Raw genomic sequence first — 17,772 nt, 5'->3', positions numbered from 1 at the left:
GCAATATGTTGCATTTAATCACGCATTATACGGTGCTTGCACTCAATGTTTTTTCCATCGCCATTTTGCTTGTGGGCGTGATCAAAGCCTTTTTTGGCTTCATTATCAATGAAGGCAAGGGCGGCGATCGTTTTGATGTGGCCTCTAAAAATAACCACATTAAAATCTATTTAGGCTCGTACATTTTATTGAGCTTAGAGGTGTTGATTGCTTCAGACATCATCGAAACCATCATGAACCCAAGTTTAGATGACATTTTAGTGCTTGCTGGCATTGTGGTGATCCGAACAACCATCTCTTACTTTTTAGGCAAAGAGATCGAAGTGGCAGAAAAAGAGCGCACATCTTAAGTCAAAGTGATCCTAGGTTATCCACATCTTCTGTGGATAACTTTGTGAAAAACTCATGAAATCCCCCTCAAAATCCCATGCAACATTGGGGGTTTTGGGTATGATTTTTAAAAAAATAATTTAAATTCAATGGGATGAATGTAATGACATTGCAGCTGCATGGAATGTGGCGTTGTGCACAAATGAGGTGCGCAATAATGATGCAGCAAAGGCAGCGCTTGGAAATAAGAGTGGAAAAAAGTGGGGAAAAGTGGTAAAAGTATGGCATAAAACTATATTTGGATCGATTTTTTCATGTCAGAGTTTCAGCACGTTTCCGTTCTTTTAAATGAGGCGATTAATGCGCTCAATATTCAACCTGCCGGCGTCTACGTGGATGGGACATTTGGCCGCGGCGGTCATTCCTCTGAAATCCTAAAACGATTGACAGCAGGGCACTTAATCAGCATTGATCGCGACCCAACGGCGCAAGCTTGTGCCAAAGAGCGTTTTAAAGGGGCTGAAAATTTCACATTTTTTGCCGGCTGCATGAGTGACATTAAAGCGGCGGTGGCTTCTGCACATTTTGAAAAAGTCGATGGTGTATTGTTAGACATTGGTGTGTCATCGCCACAATTAGATGATGCAGAGCGTGGTTTTAGCTTTATGAAAGATGGCCCGCTTGACATGCGCATGGACCCAACCTCTGGCGTCAGTGCAGCGACATGGGTGGCAACGAGTGATTTTGCCACGATGGCCAGCGTCTTTCGTGAATTTGGTGAAGAGCGTTTTGCGGGTAAAATTGCCGGTCACATCATCAAATGCCGCGAGCTTGCCCCGATTGAAACCACCCATCAATTGGCAGACATCATCTCAGAAGCTGTGCCTTTTAAAGATAAGCATAAACACCCGGCAACACGTGTGTTTCAAGCCATTCGCATTGCAGTCAATGAAGAGCTGACGGAGCTGAGTCAAACCCTGACTGCCGCCTATGATTTATTAAATCCTGGGGGGCGTTTGGTGGTGATCAGCTTCCACTCATTAGAAGATCGCATCGTGAAAAACTTCATGAATCACCATGCGAAACCGAAAGATTTGTTGCCAGATTTACCTGTGGCGCAGTTTGTGTCTGAGCCCACGCTTAAATTGATCGGCAAACCTGTGAAAGCAAGCGATGAAGAGTCGCGTCATAATCCTCGGGCCAGAAGTGCCATCATGCGTATAGCGGAGAAATTACCGTGAATATCACAAAAAGTTTGGTGATTTTGTGTGGTTTAGCGCTCATTGCTGTGGGAATGTTAAAAATTCACACCACACAAGAGCATCGTCATTTATGGCATCAGTATGAAAAAGCACTGACGCAAAAAATGGACTACGATACAGAGTGGAACAAACTCAAGTTAGAAGAGAGCATGTTGATCACAGCGGTGTTGATGGACAAAACGATCCGTGATCGCTTGAACATGGTATTACCTAAACAAGAGAGCATCGTCTATGTGACAGAGAAAAAGACTGCAACATTGGTGAGTGCTCAAAATGATAAAGATCGTTACATTCAATAATTCATGATGCGTCAAACTCCAAAGAAGCGTCGCTCGAAAAAGGCGAAAAGCAAACGGCCGGTGTTGCCCGGTCAAAATTACCGTCGTATGTTTGTGCTCGGTGTTTTTTATCTTTTAGCCGTCGCGTTGATGATCAGTGCCTTTGATTTACAGATTCTCAATCAGCAATTTTTGCAATCAGAGAGCAATAACCGTGTTTTACGCACACAAAACATTCCTGCGGTGAGAGGGGCAATCATGGATCGCAACCATGAGTCTTTGGCCATCTCGACGGAAGTTTATTCCATTTGGGCAGACCCTAAAATTTTATTGCCTTATGCGGAGTATTTGCCAGATTTAGCCAAAGCCATCGACATGAAGGAAAAGCATCTGTATGAGTTATTAACCAAGCGTGACAATTCTCGCTTTGTGTGGTTAAAGCGCCAATTGCCGCCCCATGCAACGAATGATGTGGTCAAACTGAATTTACCGGGTGTGACCATTGAAAAAGAGTATAAGCGTTATTATCCGGATGCGGAAGTGACAGCCCAGCTCCTTGGCTTTACGAACTCAGAAGATGTGGGCATCGAGGGAATTGAGCTGACGTTTGAGGATCACCTCAAAGGTAAAATGGGCAAAAAACAGGTGGTGAAAGATTCGGCCAATCGCATCATTGATCAGTTTAAATTGATTGAAGGGGCAGAGTCCGGTAAAAACTTAGTGCTCACCATTGATCGACGCATTCAATTGGCGGCCTATCAAGCCCTTAAAAATGCCATCATTGAGCATAAAGCAAAAAGTGGTACCGCGATGGTGGTGGACGCTTGGACGGGCGAAGTGCTTGCATTGGTCAGTCAGCCTTCTGGCAATCCGAATAATCTACAGCACCGCATTCCTGAAATGATGAAAAACCGCGCCATTGCCGATGTATATGAGCCCGGTTCCACCATTAAGCCTTTTGTGATTGCCCTTGGCCTTGAGTCTAAAAAATGGCATCCGACCAGCGTTGTGCCAACCGGTTATCAATTCATGGTGAGCGGCAATGCCATTAAAGACGTTTCTAAATCCCAGTCGATGGATTTGATCACCGTATTGGTGAAGTCGAGTAACATTGGTGTGGCGCGTGTGGCGCTCTCGATGCCGCCTGAAGTGTTGTGGAATTTGTATAAATCCCTCGGCATTGGTCAAAAAACGGGTTTAGGGATCGTCGGTGAGCAAGCAGGTCATTTAGGCAATGTACGCCCTTGGCAGCGCAATCAGTTTGAACATGCCACCAAATCCTTTGGTTATGGCATCAGCCTAAATACGGCGCAATTGGCGCAGATGTACTCTGTGTTTGCCAATGGTGGCGTTTATGAGCCTTTAAAAATTGTCAAAGATTTACCTCCTCAGACAGATCAACAGCGCCGCCGTATTTTCTCTAAACCTGTGGCTGCCTCCATGGTGGGCATGCTTGAGAAAGTGATCACCAATAATCCCACCTCTAAAGCAAAAGTGCCGCATTATCGCGTGGCCGGTAAATCGGGCACCGCACGTAAAATTGAAAAAGGACGCTATAGTAATACCAAGCACCGTGCATTCTTTGCCGGCTTTGGCCCAATCTCTAACCCTCGTTATGTGGTGGTGGTGATGATTGATGAGCCTTCTGCGGGTCAATATTATGGTGGTGCTGTGGCAGCGCCGGTATTCTCTGAGATTATGGGCGATACACTGCGCATTTTGAATGTCAAACCCGATGGTTTAGCGGAGTTACCTAAACTACAAATGTTATCCCACTGATAAGGAAAACCCCATGAAACTTTTACACTTATTTCCAACGCTTGAACTGCCCATTTCGTTGCAAGAAGTGACGGTCTCGGGGTTGTCGTCAGACAGTCGTTATGCTAAGCAGGGTGATCTGTTTTTTGCATTGCAAGGGGCAAACGGTCACGGTTTAGATTATATGGATGGATTACGCAAAACGGGTATTGCCGCCATTTTTTATGAGGGTGAGCCGGGCAATGTGCCCTTCGACATTCCTGCATTTAAAGTGGCAGACATTCATGCACTCATGAAAGAAGCTGCGGTGATGTTTTATCAATCGGCACTTAAAAAAACCAACATCATAGGCATCACAGGGACGGAAGGCAAAACCTCTGTGGCGATGTTTACAGCCGTTGCCCTACAAAAGTTAGGCAGAGCGGTGGGCATGATTGGGACGAATGGCATTGGCCCATTAGAAAACCTTAAAGAAAACACACACACCACGCCGGATTTTTTAGCACTCTATCGCTCCATTGATGAGATTGTGGCAGCGTTTGAAACAGCTGAATCTGTGGATATTGTCTTAGAAGTCACCTCTCATGCCCTTGATCAAGGGCGCGTGGCCGGTTTATCTTTTGCGGTCTCCACCTTTTTGAACCTTGCCCGTGATCACTTAGATTACCATGAAACCGTGGCCAATTATCGCGCCGCGAAAGAGCGCTTATTTAATGAGTATGCCTCGACCGCCTCAGTGTTGAACATCGATGATGTTGTTGGATATGATTTATTTAAGGCTTTACAAGCAAAAGGTGAGCGCACTTTATATCCTTTTGGGGAGCAGGCATGTGAGCATGAGAATGATTTACGCATTTCAAAGATTGATCTTCATGCCCAAGGGTTACGTTTCACATTGACGCATCAAGGACAATCCTATGCCATTGAGAGCCCATTGTATGGCCATTTCAATGCCCATAATTTAGTGGCGATGGTGGGCAATTTATTGGCCCTTGGTATTGAGATGCCGCGCATCATTGACTTACTGCCTGAAATCACCTTGGTCAAAGGACGTATGGAGGCGATCTTTTTAGACAATGGCGCGGTGGCAGTGATTGATTATGCCCATAAGCCGAATGCCTTATTGCAAGTGTTAAAAGCCTTGAAAAAACACATTCCAAACGGCGATTTATACTGTATTTTTGGTTGTGGCGGGGATCGTGATCGCGGCAAACGTCCATTGATGGCAGAGATTGCCGAAGCTCATGCGGATCATGTGATTGTGACCAATGATAACCCACGCACGGAAAATGATCTTGCCATCAGCGATGAGATTTTTACAGGCTTTAAAGCGCCAGAAAAAGTTCAGCGCATTTTAGATCGCAAATTGGCGATTGAACACGCTGTGAGTGTGGCTAAAGCCGGGGACATTATCTTAATCGCCGGTAAAGGGCATGAAGATTATCAAATCATTGGCCACACCAAACACCATTTTTCCGATGCTGAAATTGTTGCAGCATTCATTACACAGGATCGTTGATATTGTATGAAACTTTCACAAGCAGCCCAAATCCTACAAGGTGAGCTCAAAGGCATGGATGCCATTTTTTATGGTGCCTCTACTGATACGCGCTTGATTCAAGCCGGCCAGCTCTTTTTTGCATGGAAAGGCGATAAGCACGATGCCCATAATTTTTTAGACAGCATTGAGGCAAAAGGTGCCATTGGCGCGGTGGTTGAGCGTTATACGCCATCTGTGAACATCAGCCAAATTGTGGTCAAAGATAGCCAAAAGGCGCTCGGCATACTGGCAAAAGCATGGATGGCCGATTGGCAGGGCACAACGGTTGCTTTGACGGGCTCAAATGGCAAAACCACATTAAAAGAGATGATTGCCTCCATTTTGCGTGGCAAAGGGGCGACGCTGGCCACAGAGGGCAACTATAACAATCATGTGGGTTGCCCTTTGACGATTTTAAAACTCACCGATCAATATGAATATGCCGTGTTAGAGATGGGTGCGAATCACTTTGAGGAGATTCGTTATTTAACCCACATTGCGTGCCCAGATGTGGCGATTTTGAATAATGCTGGACCTTGCCATTTAGAAGGTTTTGGCAGCATTGAAGGTGTTGCGCGCGCTAAAGGTGAAATTTTTGAAGGCTTAAAAGTGGGCGGAACAGCGATCATCAATGCCGATGATGATTATGCAGACTATTGGCAGAGCCTGAATACAGAACATCGCGTCTTAACGTTTGGCATTCGTAACACTGCCGACGTGATGGCAAAAAACATCAGTGGTCAATCATTTGACTTGGTGATTCATGGGCAATCTATCCGCGTGACGTTGGCATTGGTGGGCATTCACAATGTTTTAAATGCATGTGCAGCTGCTGCGGCAACCTATGCTTTAGGCGCCTCTTTAGATGAGATCAAAACAGGGCTTGAAAATCTTCACTGCGTCAAAGGGCGTTTAGAGAAGATTCAATTGAGCGATCATCACATTTTGCTCAATGATGCTTATAACGGCAATCCTGCCTCTTTGCGCGCAGGGATTGACGCATTAGAAGGCATTGCCGATCACACCTGGCTTGTGTTAGGAGACATGCGTGAATTGGGCACACAAGCGGTGCAAATGCATGAAGAGTGCGGGCGCTATGCAAAAGTGCGCGGCTTTGATCAGCTTTTAGCCTTAGGCGAGATGGCCGCAAAAAGTGCTGAGGCCTTTGGTGAAGGCGGGCAAGTGTATGCAGATCACGATGCCATCATTGACCACATCAACCAAACATTGGTCACACTTAAAGATGAATCGGTTGCCATTTTGGTGAAGGGTTCAAACTCCATGAAGATGTATTTAATTGCCGAGGCGATGGTTCAAAAAGAGAAGGAAGTTTAAATGTTATATGCGTTACTCACATACTTAGCGGAGCATCAGTGGGGTGCTTTGCGAGTGTTTCAATATTTATCGATGCGTGGCATCTGTGCGGTTTTGACGGCGCTGGTGTTTGCGCTCTTTTTTGGCCCGAAATTCATTCGTAAATTGCAGGCCAATCAAATTGGGCAATTTGTGCGTGACGATGGTCCGCAATCCCATTTATCCAAAAAAGGGACGCCAACGATGGGTGGCGTGCTCATCATCGCGAGTATTTCGGTTGCAGTGTTGTTGTGGGCTGATTTAAGCAACATCAATGTTTGGGTGGTGATGGGTGTGTTGTGGGGCTTTGGTTATGTGGGCTTTATTGATGACTATCGAAAAGTGGTTAAAAAGCAATCCCTTGGGCTGCGCGCTAAAGAAAAATATCTCTATTTAACCATTGGCGGCTTATTGGCAGCGGTGATTTTATATTACAATGCAGGCGATCAGGGCACGCAACTTCTCATTCCATATTTTAAAGAGTGGTACATTCCTTTAGGCATTTTCTTCATTCCGTTTGTCTATTTTGTGATTGTGGGTGCAAGTAATGCCGTGAATTTAACCGATGGTTTAGATGGTTTGGCCATCATGCCCACCATTTTAATTGCTGCCGCACTCGCCATTTTTGCTTATGCCACAGGGCACGTGGAATTTGCTAACTATTTAGCCATTCCATATGTGCAAGGCGCAGGCGAAATGGCCATCATTTGTGCCGCAATCTTTGGCGCAGGTTTAGGCTTTTTATGGTTCAATACTTATCCTGCGCAAGTCTTTATGGGCGATGTCGGTGCTTTAGCATTAGGTGGCGCATTGGGTGCGATCTCTGTTGTGGTGCGCCAAGAGCTTGTTTTCTTCATCATGAGTGGTTTATTTGTGGTGGAAACACTCTCTGTGTTCATTCAAGTGGGTTCATACCGCATGTTTAAAAAGCGCGTATTTAGAATGGCGCCGATTCACCATCACTTTGAGCTCAAAGGTTGGCCTGAGCCACGCGTCATTGTGCGCTTTTGGATTTTGACGGTGATTTTGGTCTTAATTGGTTTAGCCTCCCTTAAAATCCGTTAATCATGACCGAAACCTACTTTGAAATTGCCGCGAATGTGCACTCAGAATTTACTGAACAAAAGAGTAAATTTCTGGGCTTTGCTCATCGCGTGCAATCCGAAGAGGAAATTAAAGCCATCATTGCAGATTTACGAGCAATGCATCCAAATGCTAATCATGTTTGCTATGCCTATCGGCTTGGCAAACATTATGAATTGTATCGTTTCAGTGATGATGGCGAGCCCGGTGGCACAGCAGGGCGCCCAATCTTTGGGCAGATTGAAGCGTTTAAAGTCACCAATGTTTTGGTGGCGGTTGTGCGTTATTTTGGCGGCATTAAGCTTGGCACCGGCGGGCTTGTGGCGAACTATCAGAAGTCTGCACGCCTAACATTAGACGCAGCTCAAGTGATCGAGCATAAAATTTTACAATCCCTACAGTTCGTTTATGATTATGATGTAACCAGTGATATTCAACAACTGTTACATGTGTCAAAAGCGGTGGTGGAAGCCACGGATTATGCAGAACGTTGTGTGTGTACGGTTTCGCTTGAGCCATCACAGATCGACGATTTTAAACATAAATTGATACAAATAAAAAACACGCAGTTACTCAGTCCTTAACAGATGCCAATGGATCATTGGCCCGTGATATAAAGTGAGCAATGATGCAGGTGTGGAAACGATTCGTTTGTGGTGTGATGTTAGGTTTGCTTTCTTTAACGCTGGCATGGAGCAGTACTTATGATGAGCTCGTATGGCACAATGGCCATGTGCAATATGTCGTCCTTCACCATCCTAATCGTGCAGAGTTTGAGATCCAACGCACCGAGTTTGCCAATCAGCCCATTCATCCGCCCACAGCCATTTTGATCCTTTCTGCGAATGTCACGGCATTTGAAGAAGAATATCTCTACTCTTTTTTATCTCAAATCTTCAATTTAACCAGCATTTATACCAATACGGATCATGATCCGAACCCTGATTGTGTGGTGCATTTATGCCAATCTAACAGTTATCATTGTGTGCGCGTCAGTACGCAACTCTTTGAACACCAAGGGGGGCGCTTTGTCTTTGACCGCTATATGCAAAGCTTATCTTGGCCAGAATAAAAAACCCTGCAAGCAGGGTTTTAGCATCAATGGTTTAATGTCATTTATTTAAAACTGTCTGGAAAATCTAAGGTGCCCACAAATTGATTAAGCGCCCAGTGATTTTTAATGCCTTTTTTGATGGCTTCTTTGGCTTCAAACACCGATTCGCGCGGAGAAAAGCCTTTGCAAAGGTTTGCAGCCACATGTGCGGCAAATGTACAGCCTAAACCATGGGTGTGATGGGTATCAATGAATGCGCCTTCCATCAACACAAACTCATGGCCATCATAGAATAGATCGCCGGAGGTTTTTGGTGCCATCACGCGGCCAACATTGGTGATGGCCACAGCTTGACAACCTAAAGCTAAAATGCGGCGGGCAGCTTCTTTAGCTTCTTCATAGTTTGTGATTTCTTCCATGCCCGCTAATTGTGCTGCTTCAAATAAGTTTGGCGTTGTGACGGTGGCATGTTTGATCAAATGGGTGCGGATGGCTTCGGCATGTTCTGGGAATAAAGGTTTATTGCCTTTACACACCATCACAGGATCGACAACAACAGGCACTTTTTTCGCCCAAGTCTTTAAATAACCATCGACATTTTCAATGATGGCTGGGGTTGGCAACATGCCAAGTTTAATGGCATCGACGCCCACGCCTTCGAGGGCTGTTTTAATTTGAGCATCAATCACGGGCAATTCAATGGGGAATACGCCGTGTGACCATGTGTCCGTTTCCATCGTCACGATCACTGTGAGGGCACAAAAGCCATACAAATCATGCTTAGCAAAGGTGCGTAAATCCGCTTGAATGCCAGCGCCGCCGCTTGAGTCTGAACCTGCAATGGTCAATATCTTTTTCATCGAAAATCCTTTGTGTTATATCCAGCAAATAGGTGGAAAATATAGAGTACAAAAAAAAGCTCTAAATTTATAGAGCTTTTCAGGAAGTTTTTTAAATGACGCGGGAGAAACGCTGATCATTCTTTTGCAAATAGGCATCAAACACCATGCCAATGTTGCGAATGAGTAAGCGGCCGCGATCTTGGACGTGATAAGTGTCACCTTCGACGACGATTAAGCCATCTGGCCCCATTGCACGAAGATCTTCCAATTCAATTTTAAAATGCTCTTTTGCATCGATGTTAAAACGGCGACTGACATCATTGATGTCGAGCTTTAAGTTGCACATGAGCTCTGTGATCACATAACGGCGAAGTTCATCTTCAGGCGTCAGAGTCACGCCGCGCCAAATCGGCAACTGTTCGCTGTTGATCACCGCTTCATAATCGGGCATGTCTTTCACATTTTGTGCATAGATGTTGCCAATTTGCGAGATGGACGATAAACCCATGCCCACTAAATCACAATCAGAATGGGTGCTGTAACCTTGGAAATTGCGATATAAATTGCCTTCACGCTGCGCGATCGCCAATTGATCCGTTGGTTTAGCAAAGTGATCCATGCCAATGTACACATAACCTGCATCGGTTAAGCGCTCAATGATGTTTTTGAAGATCAAGAGTTTCTCTTCAGGTTTTGGCATGTCTTCTGCATTCATCTGCTTTTGTGTTTTAAAGAGATGTGGCATGTGAGCATAGTTAAAGACGGATAAACGATCTGGTGAGATTTCAATCATCTCTTCTAACGTTTGATTGAAGGTATCGACCGTTTGGAAAGGTAAGCCATAAATCAAATCCACAGAGATGGAGCTAAAACCACATTCGCGCGCGGCGGTTAAGGTTTCAAGGGTGATCTCTTTGGGCTGAATGCGATTGACCGCCACTTGCACTTTTGGGTTGAAGTCTTGCACGCCCATGCTCAAACGGTTAAAACCGATGCTGCGTAAAAAGCGCACGGTGTCCGCATTTGCTTCACGCGGGTCCACTTCAATGGAGTATTCGCCTTGATCTTGATCGAGCAATGTGAAGTGTTTAGCGGTGGCATCCATCACCGTGAGCATTTCATCACGGGATAAAAATGTTGGCGTACCGCCGCCCCAATGGAGCTGCTTCACTTTGCGTTGACGGTCAAAAAGATTGCCCTGCATTTCAATCTCTTTGAGTAAATGCTCAACATATGGCAAAGAGCGCTTACGATTTTTGGTGATGATTTTGTTACAGCCACAGTAAAAACAGATGGTGTCACAAAATGGCATGTGAAAATAAAGGGATAAATCACGATCAGATGCATTCGATGCCAAAGCGGCTTGAATGTAATCTTCGCGGGTGAATTCGGTGGTAAATTGTACAGCGGTGGGGTAAGAGGTATAACGAGGACCAGCCTTGTCATATTTATCGATGAGTTCACGATTAAAAATAGATTGTGTCATGTTGCCCAACTAGTATATTCGTTAATAAAGTAATCATGGGGTATATTGTACTGAATTACACCACAAACTGCGATTTTGTTTTATCGATGGGGCAGATTTATATTCATAATGCATGAAAAAAGGAGCAATTGATGAAAAGAAGGACAAAGATTGTTGCAACATTAGGGCCAGCGAGTGATCGCCCGGGTGTGTTAGAAGGTATGATTAAAGCTGGGGTGAATGTTGTGCGCCTCAATTTCTCCCATGGCACCCATGAAGATCACATTAAACGCGTCAATGCAGTGCGTGAAATTGCTGCGCGTTTAAAAGTGAATGTGGGGATTTTATCGGATTTACAAGGCCCTAAAATTCGCATTGAGAAATTTAAAAATGGTTCAGTTGAATTGACAGAAGGCGCGCCGTTCATTTTAGACAGCGCACATGCCGATGATGCCGGCGATGAAACGCGTGTGGGCATTGCGTATAAAGAATTAGTCAATGACGTGAAGCCTAAGGATATTTTGCTGCTCGATGATGGCAAAATCGTCCTTGAAGTGACGGCGGTGAAAGATTTAGAGGTGTATACCAAAGTTGTGATTGGCGGGACATTGTCAAACCGTAAAGGCATCAATTTACAGGGCGGCGGTTTGTCTGCGCCTGCTTTGACGGATAAGGATCGCGAAGATCTCATTTGCGCGGCGAATTTTAACACCGATTATATTGCAGTCTCTTTCCCAAGAAATGGCAGCGATATGGATGAAGCGCGTGAACTGCTGAAAAAAGCAGGTTCACAGGCGCATTTGGTGGCAAAAATTGAGCGCATTGAAGCGGTGGCGAACATCGATGAGATCATTTTAGCATCAGATGCCATCATGATTGCCCGCGGCGATTTGGCGGTGGAAATTGGCGATGCAAAATTGATGGGTGTGCAAAAGCGCTTCATTTTAAGGGCGCGTGAGTTGAATCGCGCCACCATTACTGCGACGCAAATGATGGAATCGATGATTGAGAACTCATGCCCAACGCGTGCAGAGGTGATGGATGTCTCTAATGCGGTGTTAGATGGTACAGATGCTGTGATGCTCTCTGCTGAAAGCGCTGCCGGTAAATATCCTGTGGAAACGGTCAAAGCGATGGCAGAGATCTGCATTGGGGCAGAGAGCGAGATGATGAATCATTTGAGCGCGAACTCCATGATTAAAAATAAACAGTTCACGCAAACGGATGAGGCAATCGCGATGTCCTCAATGGTGTTGGCCAACCATTATGATGTGCAAGCGTTGGTGTGTTTAACGGAATCGGGCACCACAGCGATGCTCATGAGCCGCGTCAATTCTGACATTCCCATTTACGCTTTAACGCGCCATGCGAAAACTGCCGGTTGGATGACCTTATATCGCGGTGTCGAGCCGTTAGAATTCAACATTCATCATGCGAATGAAGAGGATGTGGTCAATGAAGTAATTGCGGTCTTAAAAGAGAATCAAGCGGTGACAGAGGGTGATCGCATCATCATTACGCGCGGTTCGCTCAATTATGTGCAAGGCGGAACGAATAACCTTCGCATTGCAGTGGTTGAATAACAGTCGATGAGCCATAAAATAATCCCGAGCAATGCTCGGGATTTTTATTTATTGATAATACATGACGCCAAGTTTAATCGGGGCGCGTCCTTTGCTTTTACGGAATTTATTGGTGTCACGCAGTGAATAGGCGCAGCCACAATACTCTTGTTGATAAAAGCTCTCGCGCTTACTGATCTCGATCATACGGGCAGAGCCGCCGCCTTTGCGCCAGTTGTAATCCCAATAAGTGAGGTTTGGATAAGGGGCAACGGCGCGCTCACCACAATCATTGATTTGTGCCATGTTCTTCCAGCGCGAAATGCCAAGGGAACTTGTCATGACATCAAAGCCATGTTCATGAGCATAGAGTGCTGTACGCTCAAAGCGCATGTCAAAACACATGGTACAACGAATGCCGCGCTCAGGTTCCATTTCCATGCCTTTTGCGCGCTCAAACCAATTGTCTTTATCATAATCGGCATCAATGAAAGGGATGTTGAATTTTTCAGCAAAGCGAATGTTTTCCTCTTTACGGATTTCATACTCTTTCAATGGATGGATATTCGGGTTATAAAAATAGATGGTAAAGTCTATGCCAGAAGCCACCATTGCTTCCATCACCTCACCTGAGCACGGGGCGCAGCAAGAGTGGAGCAGTAATTTTTGGCCATTGTTTGGCAGGGTTAAGGTGTCGCGGACAAGTTCAGTCAAGAGGCGCTCCAATGGTTAAAATGAGTTAGATTACAATACTTTTCGATAAAATCAATACATTAAGGAGGTCAAAGTGTCAGCCATTTCATCCCTCATTTCAGTAGAGTCGTTAAAAGCGCAGATGCCATCGGCATCGCTCGTGATTTTAGCGGCAGAATCGAGCATGCAGCCCATGCAAAAGGATCATTGTTACATCAAAGGCGCGCGGCGCATTGATTTAGAAAAGGATGTGTGTACGGCGGTGACGCCGTTATCAGGGCGTCATCCCTTAAAAAGTACGGATGAATTGATCCATGTGATGCAGCGCTTAGGCATTCATCAAGGTGATACAGTGGTTGTATACGATGCTGGCAATACCATGATGGCAGCATACATTTGGTGGATTTTGCACCATTTAGGCCATGGGCAAACTTTTGTTCTCAACGGCGGTTTACGCGCATGGCAAGCGGCGGGGGGAGAGGTGTCAGCTGTGCCTGAGGCTGCACCTCAACAAGGGGACATTGTGCCATTGCCTTCAGACTTTCAGACGGTGACGGCGGATGACATCATGGCATCGATTTCTCAGCCTCAGCCGCCCCTTTGCATCATTGATGCCCGTGGTCATGCGCGCTTTAAAGGAGAAATTGAGCCGCTTGATCCTGTGGCAGGACACATTCCGACTGCCATCAATCGACCTTTTGAACTCAATTTACAGAGCGATGGCACATTTAAACCAAAAGCCATTTTGGCAGAAGCATTCAATCATTTACTCAAGCATCATCAGGATCAAACCATTGTGCATCAATGTGGCTCAGGTGTATCAGCATGCCACAATCTATTGGCGATGGCCTATGCAGGCTTTGGGGCAACGGCGCTGTATGCCGGTTCATGGAGTGAATGGTGCAAAAATCCTCTGCATCGAATTGCGCTTGGCGATGATTAGAAATCCTCACATTTGCCTGTAATGATCTACAATACACACTTTCAATCAAATGAATAGATGGAGCAAACATGCGCTGGGAAAATGAAAGACGCAGTGAAAATGTCGAAGATCGCCGCCGCTCAGGTGGTCAAAACAGTTTAGGGGGCTTGCCGATTCCGATGAATGGTAAAGCGGGCATCGTACTCTTCATTGTGGTGATGATTGCCGGTTACTATGGCGTGGATTTATCGCCATTGTTAGAAGGGCAAGTGCCCACGCAAACGAATGCGCAATCGGCGAATATTTCACCCGAAGAAGAGCGCATGGCAAATTTTACATCAACATCATTGGGCATGACGGAAGATCTCTGGCAGCGCGAATTTAAAAAGATTGGCAAAACGTATCAAGAACCCACACTTGTGATCTATTCAGGACAAACCTCCACTGCCTGTGGCTATGGTCAAGCGGCGATGGGACCATTTTATTGTCCGGCCGATTATAAAGTGTACATTGATCTCTCTTTTTATGATGACATGCGTAAAAGCTTAGGTGGCGGCGGCGATTTTGCCCAAGGTTATGTGGTGGCGCATGAGGTTGGCCATCATGTGCAGAATCTATTGGGCATCAATCAACAAGTGCGTCAATTGCAGCAGCGTGCAAGCAAAAAAGAGGCCAATCAATTGTCCGTTAAAATGGAGTTGCAAGCAGACTGTTTTGCGGGCATTTGGGGCAAATATGTGCAAGAACGTGGTTTGCTTGACATGGGTGATTTAGACAAAGCCATGAAAACAGCCGAAGCCATTGGGGATGACCGCTTACAAAAGCAAAGCGGTGGCGCTGTGGTGCCGGATAGCTTTACGCACGGTACATCTGCGCAGCGTCAAGCATGGTTTGAACGCGGATTTAAAACCGGCGACATCAACGCGTGCAATACCTTTCAATGAGGAAAATGCAGTCATTGCGTGATTCTTCGGTGTGCTTGATTGCGTTTGTTTAAATCATTTGTGATATTTTTTTTGGAAATATTGTTTTTTAAAACACTTTTCTAGTAAATTAGCAGCTTGATTAAAATGCGATTTAGGAGATTAGATGTACAAAAAAATTCAATACTTTTTTTCTTTACCCACGGCAGGCGGCATTGTCTTGATGATTTCGGCACTGCTTGGCCTTGTGATTGCCAACAGTCCATTGTCTGGTCAGTACTTTGCCATCTTAGAAAGTTATGTGGCAGGTTTATCCGTTTTACATTGGATCAATGATGCCTTTATGGCAATCTTCTTTTTGTATGTGGGCCTTGAATTAAAACGTGAATTTTTGGTGGGTGAGCTGGCAACGAATTCTCAGCGTATTCTTCCAGGGTTAGCCGCGTTAGCAGGGCTTGCAATGCCAGCTGTGATCTATTATCTCTTTAACCGAAATGATGGCGCAGCCCTTAATGGTTGGGCGATTCCGACAGCCACAGACATTGCCTTTGCGCTTGGGATCGTGGCATTGTTAGGCAGCCGCGTGCCATTGTCATTGAAGGTGTTTTTAACGGCATTGGCCATCATTGATGACTTAGCGGCGATCATCATCATTGCAGTGTTCTACACCAGTGAATTGAACTTGATTTACTTGTTAGGCGCTTTAGCGAGCATCATTGCGCTTGTGGTCCTTAATAAGACAAAAGTGGTGCAACCTTATTTGTATCTCTTGTTTGGCGTGATTTTATGGTTCATGGTGTTAAAATCCGGTATTCATGCCACATTAGCGGGCGTGACGTTGGCTTTAACCATTCCATTAAATGGCGTGAAAGAGAATGCAAAAGGTGAAACGCCATTATTGGCTTGGGAGCATGGTTTGGCCAATTGGGTGAGCTTTCTCATCATTCCGGTGTTTGGTTTAGCGAATGCGGGCGTTTCCTTTGCGGGCTTAGAGTTATCGATGTTGGCACATCCTGTTGTGTTAGGCGTGGCTGTGGGCTTATTCTTAGGTAAACAGATCGGTATTTTTGGCATTGTATTCATCGGTGAAAAGTTGGGTCTATTCAATCGCCCAACCGGTGCCACATGGTTACAAGTGTATGGCGTGGCATTGTTGTGCGGTATCGGCTTTACCATGAGTTTATTCATCAGCATGTTGGCCTTTGCTGCCCCTGAATTGCAAGATTTAAGTAAGATTGGTGTCTTTATCGGCTCGTTCTTATCGGGCATTTTAGGCTACTTGATTTTGCGTTTCCATCCTGTGGTGAAAGCGGCATAAAAAAGCATGAAAAATGACATAAAAAAGGCAGCTTAGGCTGCCTTTTTGATTGTGATGATTAGAAGTCCTCTGCCAAAATTCGCGCCACCTCTTCACCCCAAACGGGCACTTTGCCATCGGTGTTAAAGAAAATGTCTTTATACTGCATTTTGAGCATATAAGGAATGCGACCCATTTTCAGCACTTGTGTATCGCCGCCAAACCATGAGTCGGAACGAATGTAAAAGCCTTTACCGCTGCCGATGTCCCCAATGCAGAATACAACAGGTTTTAAAGGCTCATTCGCTTTATCAGCGCTCATGTGCCCTAAATCTAAGGCAATTTGTCGCCCGATGATTTCACCTTCCTGATGGCCAATTGCGCCCAATTTTGGCATGGTGACCGCCGCGCAATCGCCCGCTGCAAAGATGTTTTTGTAAGTCGGGTTACGCATCAGAAGATCTGTGATCACAAAGCCTTTGCTGTCAGCCACATGCTCGATGTTTTTGACAAAATCATGCGCCACCCAATCAGGGAAGACGATTTTAAGCTCTGCCGGCAGCTCTAAACCATTGGCAAAAATGATGGAATCTTTCGTGAGTTTGACCACATCTTCTACATTGTTGTAGTACTTAAAACCCATTTTTGCAGCGGTATTGAGCAATTCGGTGACGACTTTTTCACCGGCATCTTCTGCGATCATTTTACCGGGTGTGACAAGGGAAATCTTGCTGGCATCGCCCATTTTATGGCGCACAAGCCAATCGGCAAGCCCTAAGCTGATTTCAACCGGAGGCCCTTCACAGGCTGCCATCGCTTGTGGGATTGATCCGCCTGGATAAGGCGCTAAGCCATCTGCGCCATCGCCTTGATGGAAGCGGGCAGAAGTCACCACGATTGGGCCGCCTTTGTAGGTGCCATCATGGAGTTTTTTGCGCAATTTGTTGCCATGATAAAAGTCAGACACCGTATCGCCATATTCTGCAAAACCTTCGATGTGATCATAGGCAAGCTTTGCCCCAACGGCGATGACTAAATAATCGTAATCAATGATTTGTGGCTCAGCGCCGGGGCGTTCATTCGGCGTGATTGTGACGGTTTGTTTGACAGGATCGACTTGAGTGATCTCCGCTTGAATGAAATCCATGTGTTCTTTGTGGAGCACTTTACGAATGTCCATCGTGAGGGAAAGCTCAGGATTGCGATTTTCTAAGACTTCAGCAGGGATATTTGGCACATACAATAGATAAGATTTTCGATCAATGACAGTAATGGCCACATCATCTTTTGAGTATTCTTTGATTTTTTGTGCAGCGCCAAGGCCTGCAAAGTTACCACCTAAAACAACAACTTTCTTTTGCATAAAAGACTCCTTGTGTGATCAGTGATGAATAAATTAAATAATATAAT

At 45.4% G+C, this 17,772-nt stretch carries 17 protein-coding genes; 13 read left to right on the top strand and 4 right to left on the bottom strand.

The features are described 5' to 3' along the window. Positions 1-5: 5 nt before the first annotated feature. From B9T10_RS04035 to B9T10_RS03995, 9 genes are all read left to right on the top strand, one after another. The gene (locus tag B9T10_RS04035; protein WP_008315203.1) at positions 6-350 is read left to right on the top strand and encodes a DUF1622 domain-containing protein; all 345 of its coding nucleotides are present in this window, start codon (positions 6-8) and stop codon (positions 348-350) included. A 294-nt stretch (positions 351-644) separates the two neighbouring features. After that, on the top strand, positions 645-1,571 hold the full coding sequence (gene rsmH, locus B9T10_RS04030) for a 16S rRNA (cytosine(1402)-N(4))-methyltransferase RsmH (protein ID WP_094537911.1): 927 nt from the start codon (positions 645-647) through the stop codon (positions 1,569-1,571). Continuing rightward, on the top strand, positions 1,568-1,891 hold the full coding sequence (gene ftsL, locus B9T10_RS04025) for a cell division protein FtsL (RefSeq protein ID WP_008315201.1): 324 nt from the start codon (positions 1,568-1,570) through the stop codon (positions 1,889-1,891). Before rsmH ends, ftsL begins: the two co-directional genes overlap by 4 nt. A 3-nt stretch (positions 1,892-1,894) precedes the next feature. Next, the gene (locus B9T10_RS04020; protein WP_094537909.1) at positions 1,895-3,649 is read left to right on the top strand and encodes a peptidoglycan D,D-transpeptidase FtsI family protein; all 1,755 of its coding nucleotides are present in this window, start codon (positions 1,895-1,897) and stop codon (positions 3,647-3,649) included. 13 nt (positions 3,650-3,662) lie between these two features. Further along, positions 3,663-5,147 carry a UDP-N-acetylmuramoyl-L-alanyl-D-glutamate--2,6-diaminopimelate ligase gene (locus tag B9T10_RS04015; RefSeq protein ID WP_094537908.1) on the top strand — a complete coding sequence of 495 codons (1,485 nt, stop codon included), beginning with the start codon at positions 3,663-3,665 and terminating at the stop codon, positions 5,145-5,147. 6 nt (positions 5,148-5,153) lie between these two features. Next, a complete protein-coding gene (locus B9T10_RS04010; protein ID WP_094537906.1) occupies positions 5,154-6,503 on the top strand; it encodes a UDP-N-acetylmuramoyl-tripeptide--D-alanyl-D-alanine ligase in 1,350 nt (449 codons plus the stop codon). Further along, positions 6,504-7,586, top strand: coding sequence for a phospho-N-acetylmuramoyl-pentapeptide-transferase (gene mraY, locus B9T10_RS04005; RefSeq protein WP_008315194.1), 1,083 nt, complete (start codon positions 6,504-6,506; stop codon positions 7,584-7,586). A 2-nt stretch (positions 7,587-7,588) separates the two neighbouring features. Continuing rightward, entirely contained in the window at positions 7,589-8,188 is a 600-nt protein-coding gene (locus tag B9T10_RS04000; protein ID WP_008315193.1) for an IMPACT family protein, read from the top strand. Positions 8,189-8,265: 77 nt separating this feature from the next. After that, positions 8,266-8,676: a hypothetical protein gene (locus B9T10_RS03995; RefSeq protein WP_018121836.1), complete on the top strand. Its 411-nt coding sequence runs from the start codon at positions 8,266-8,268 to the stop codon at positions 8,674-8,676. Positions 8,677-8,720: 44 nt separating this feature from the next. On the opposite strand, the gene thiD is transcribed toward B9T10_RS03995, so the two are convergent. Together thiD and hemN are read right to left on the bottom strand one after the other, a co-directional pair. Continuing rightward, on the bottom strand, positions 8,721-9,518 hold the full coding sequence (thiD, locus tag B9T10_RS03990) for a bifunctional hydroxymethylpyrimidine kinase/phosphomethylpyrimidine kinase (protein WP_018121837.1): 798 nt from the start codon (positions 9,516-9,518) through the stop codon (positions 8,721-8,723). 91 nt (positions 9,519-9,609) lie between these two features. Then, positions 9,610-10,986, bottom strand: coding sequence for an oxygen-independent coproporphyrinogen III oxidase (hemN, locus tag B9T10_RS03985; protein ID WP_094537904.1), 1,377 nt, complete (start codon positions 10,984-10,986; stop codon positions 9,610-9,612). 131 nt (positions 10,987-11,117) lie between these two features. Here hemN and pyk point away from each other — a divergent pair, with 131 nt between their 5' ends. Beyond that, a complete protein-coding gene (gene pyk, locus B9T10_RS03980) occupies positions 11,118-12,548 on the top strand; it encodes a pyruvate kinase (RefSeq protein WP_008315188.1) in 1,431 nt (476 codons plus the stop codon). Positions 12,549-12,596: 48 nt separating this feature from the next. Here the strand turns inward: pyk and B9T10_RS03975 are convergent, their stop codons facing one another. After that, positions 12,597-13,241 carry an epoxyqueuosine reductase QueH gene (locus B9T10_RS03975; RefSeq protein ID WP_008315187.1) on the bottom strand — a complete coding sequence of 215 codons (645 nt, stop codon included), beginning with the start codon at positions 13,239-13,241 and terminating at the stop codon, positions 12,597-12,599. A gap of 73 nt (positions 13,242-13,314) precedes the next feature. Here B9T10_RS03975 and B9T10_RS03970 point away from each other — a divergent pair, with 73 nt between their 5' ends. The 3 genes from B9T10_RS03970 (at position 13,315) to nhaA (ending at position 16,383) form a co-directional block, all read left to right on the top strand. Next, positions 13,315-14,163: a sulfurtransferase gene (locus tag B9T10_RS03970; protein WP_094537902.1), complete on the top strand. Its 849-nt coding sequence runs from the start codon at positions 13,315-13,317 to the stop codon at positions 14,161-14,163. A gap of 68 nt (positions 14,164-14,231) precedes the next feature. After that, complete coding sequence (ypfJ, locus tag B9T10_RS03965) at positions 14,232-15,086, top strand: KPN_02809 family neutral zinc metallopeptidase (RefSeq protein WP_063455107.1); 855 nt, start codon at positions 14,232-14,234, stop codon at positions 15,084-15,086. A gap of 145 nt (positions 15,087-15,231) precedes the next feature. Beyond that, positions 15,232-16,383, top strand: a complete 1,152-nt coding sequence (nhaA, locus tag B9T10_RS03960) for a Na+/H+ antiporter NhaA (protein ID WP_008315184.1) — start codon at positions 15,232-15,234, stop codon at positions 16,381-16,383. 58 nt (positions 16,384-16,441) lie between these two features. Here nhaA and B9T10_RS03955 read toward each other — a convergent pair whose 3' ends face one another. After that, a complete protein-coding gene (locus B9T10_RS03955; RefSeq protein WP_063455106.1) occupies positions 16,442-17,725 on the bottom strand; it encodes an NAD(P)/FAD-dependent oxidoreductase in 1,284 nt (427 codons plus the stop codon). Between the last annotated feature and the right edge of the window lie 47 nt (positions 17,726-17,772).

Source organism: Wohlfahrtiimonas chitiniclastica, from assembly GCF_002252325.1.
GTDB lineage: Bacteria > Pseudomonadota > Gammaproteobacteria > Cardiobacteriales > Wohlfahrtiimonadaceae > Wohlfahrtiimonas > Wohlfahrtiimonas chitiniclastica.
Note: the sequence above shows the minus strand (reverse complement) of the source record. Positions and strands in the feature narration are given on the sequence as shown.

Excerpts from the sequence above, each read along its gene's own strand:
- B9T10_RS04015 (WP_094537908.1), top strand. The coding sequence starts at position 3,663 with ATGAAACTTTTACACTTATTTCCAACGCTTGAACTGCCCATTTCGTTG.
- B9T10_RS04010 (WP_094537906.1), top strand. The coding sequence starts at position 5,154 with ATGAAACTTTCACAAGCAGCCCAAATCCTACAAGGTGAGCTCAAAGGC.
- hemN (WP_094537904.1), bottom strand. The coding sequence starts at position 10,986 with ATGACACAATCTATTTTTAATCGTGAACTCATCGATAAATATGACAAG.
- nhaA (WP_008315184.1), top strand. The coding sequence starts at position 15,232 with ATGTACAAAAAAATTCAATACTTTTTTTCTTTACCCACGGCAGGCGGC.
- B9T10_RS04000 (WP_008315193.1), top strand. The coding sequence starts at position 7,589 with ATGACCGAAACCTACTTTGAAATTGCCGCGAATGTGCACTCAGAATTT.
- mraY (WP_008315194.1), top strand. The coding sequence starts at position 6,504 with ATGTTATATGCGTTACTCACATACTTAGCGGAGCATCAGTGGGGTGCT.
- pyk (WP_008315188.1), top strand. The coding sequence starts at position 11,118 with ATGAAAAGAAGGACAAAGATTGTTGCAACATTAGGGCCAGCGAGTGAT.
- B9T10_RS03995 (WP_018121836.1), top strand. The coding sequence starts at position 8,266 with ATGTTAGGTTTGCTTTCTTTAACGCTGGCATGGAGCAGTACTTATGAT.
- rsmH (WP_094537911.1), top strand. The coding sequence starts at position 645 with ATGTCAGAGTTTCAGCACGTTTCCGTTCTTTTAAATGAGGCGATTAAT.
- thiD (WP_018121837.1), bottom strand. The coding sequence starts at position 9,518 with ATGAAAAAGATATTGACCATTGCAGGTTCAGACTCAAGCGGCGGCGCT.
- ypfJ (WP_063455107.1), top strand. The coding sequence starts at position 14,232 with ATGCGCTGGGAAAATGAAAGACGCAGTGAAAATGTCGAAGATCGCCGC.
- B9T10_RS03955 (WP_063455106.1), bottom strand. The coding sequence starts at position 17,725 with ATGCAAAAGAAAGTTGTTGTTTTAGGTGGTAACTTTGCAGGCCTTGGC.
- B9T10_RS04020 (WP_094537909.1), top strand. The coding sequence starts at position 1,895 with ATGATGCGTCAAACTCCAAAGAAGCGTCGCTCGAAAAAGGCGAAAAGC.
- B9T10_RS04035 (WP_008315203.1), top strand. The coding sequence starts at position 6 with ATGTTGCATTTAATCACGCATTATACGGTGCTTGCACTCAATGTTTTT.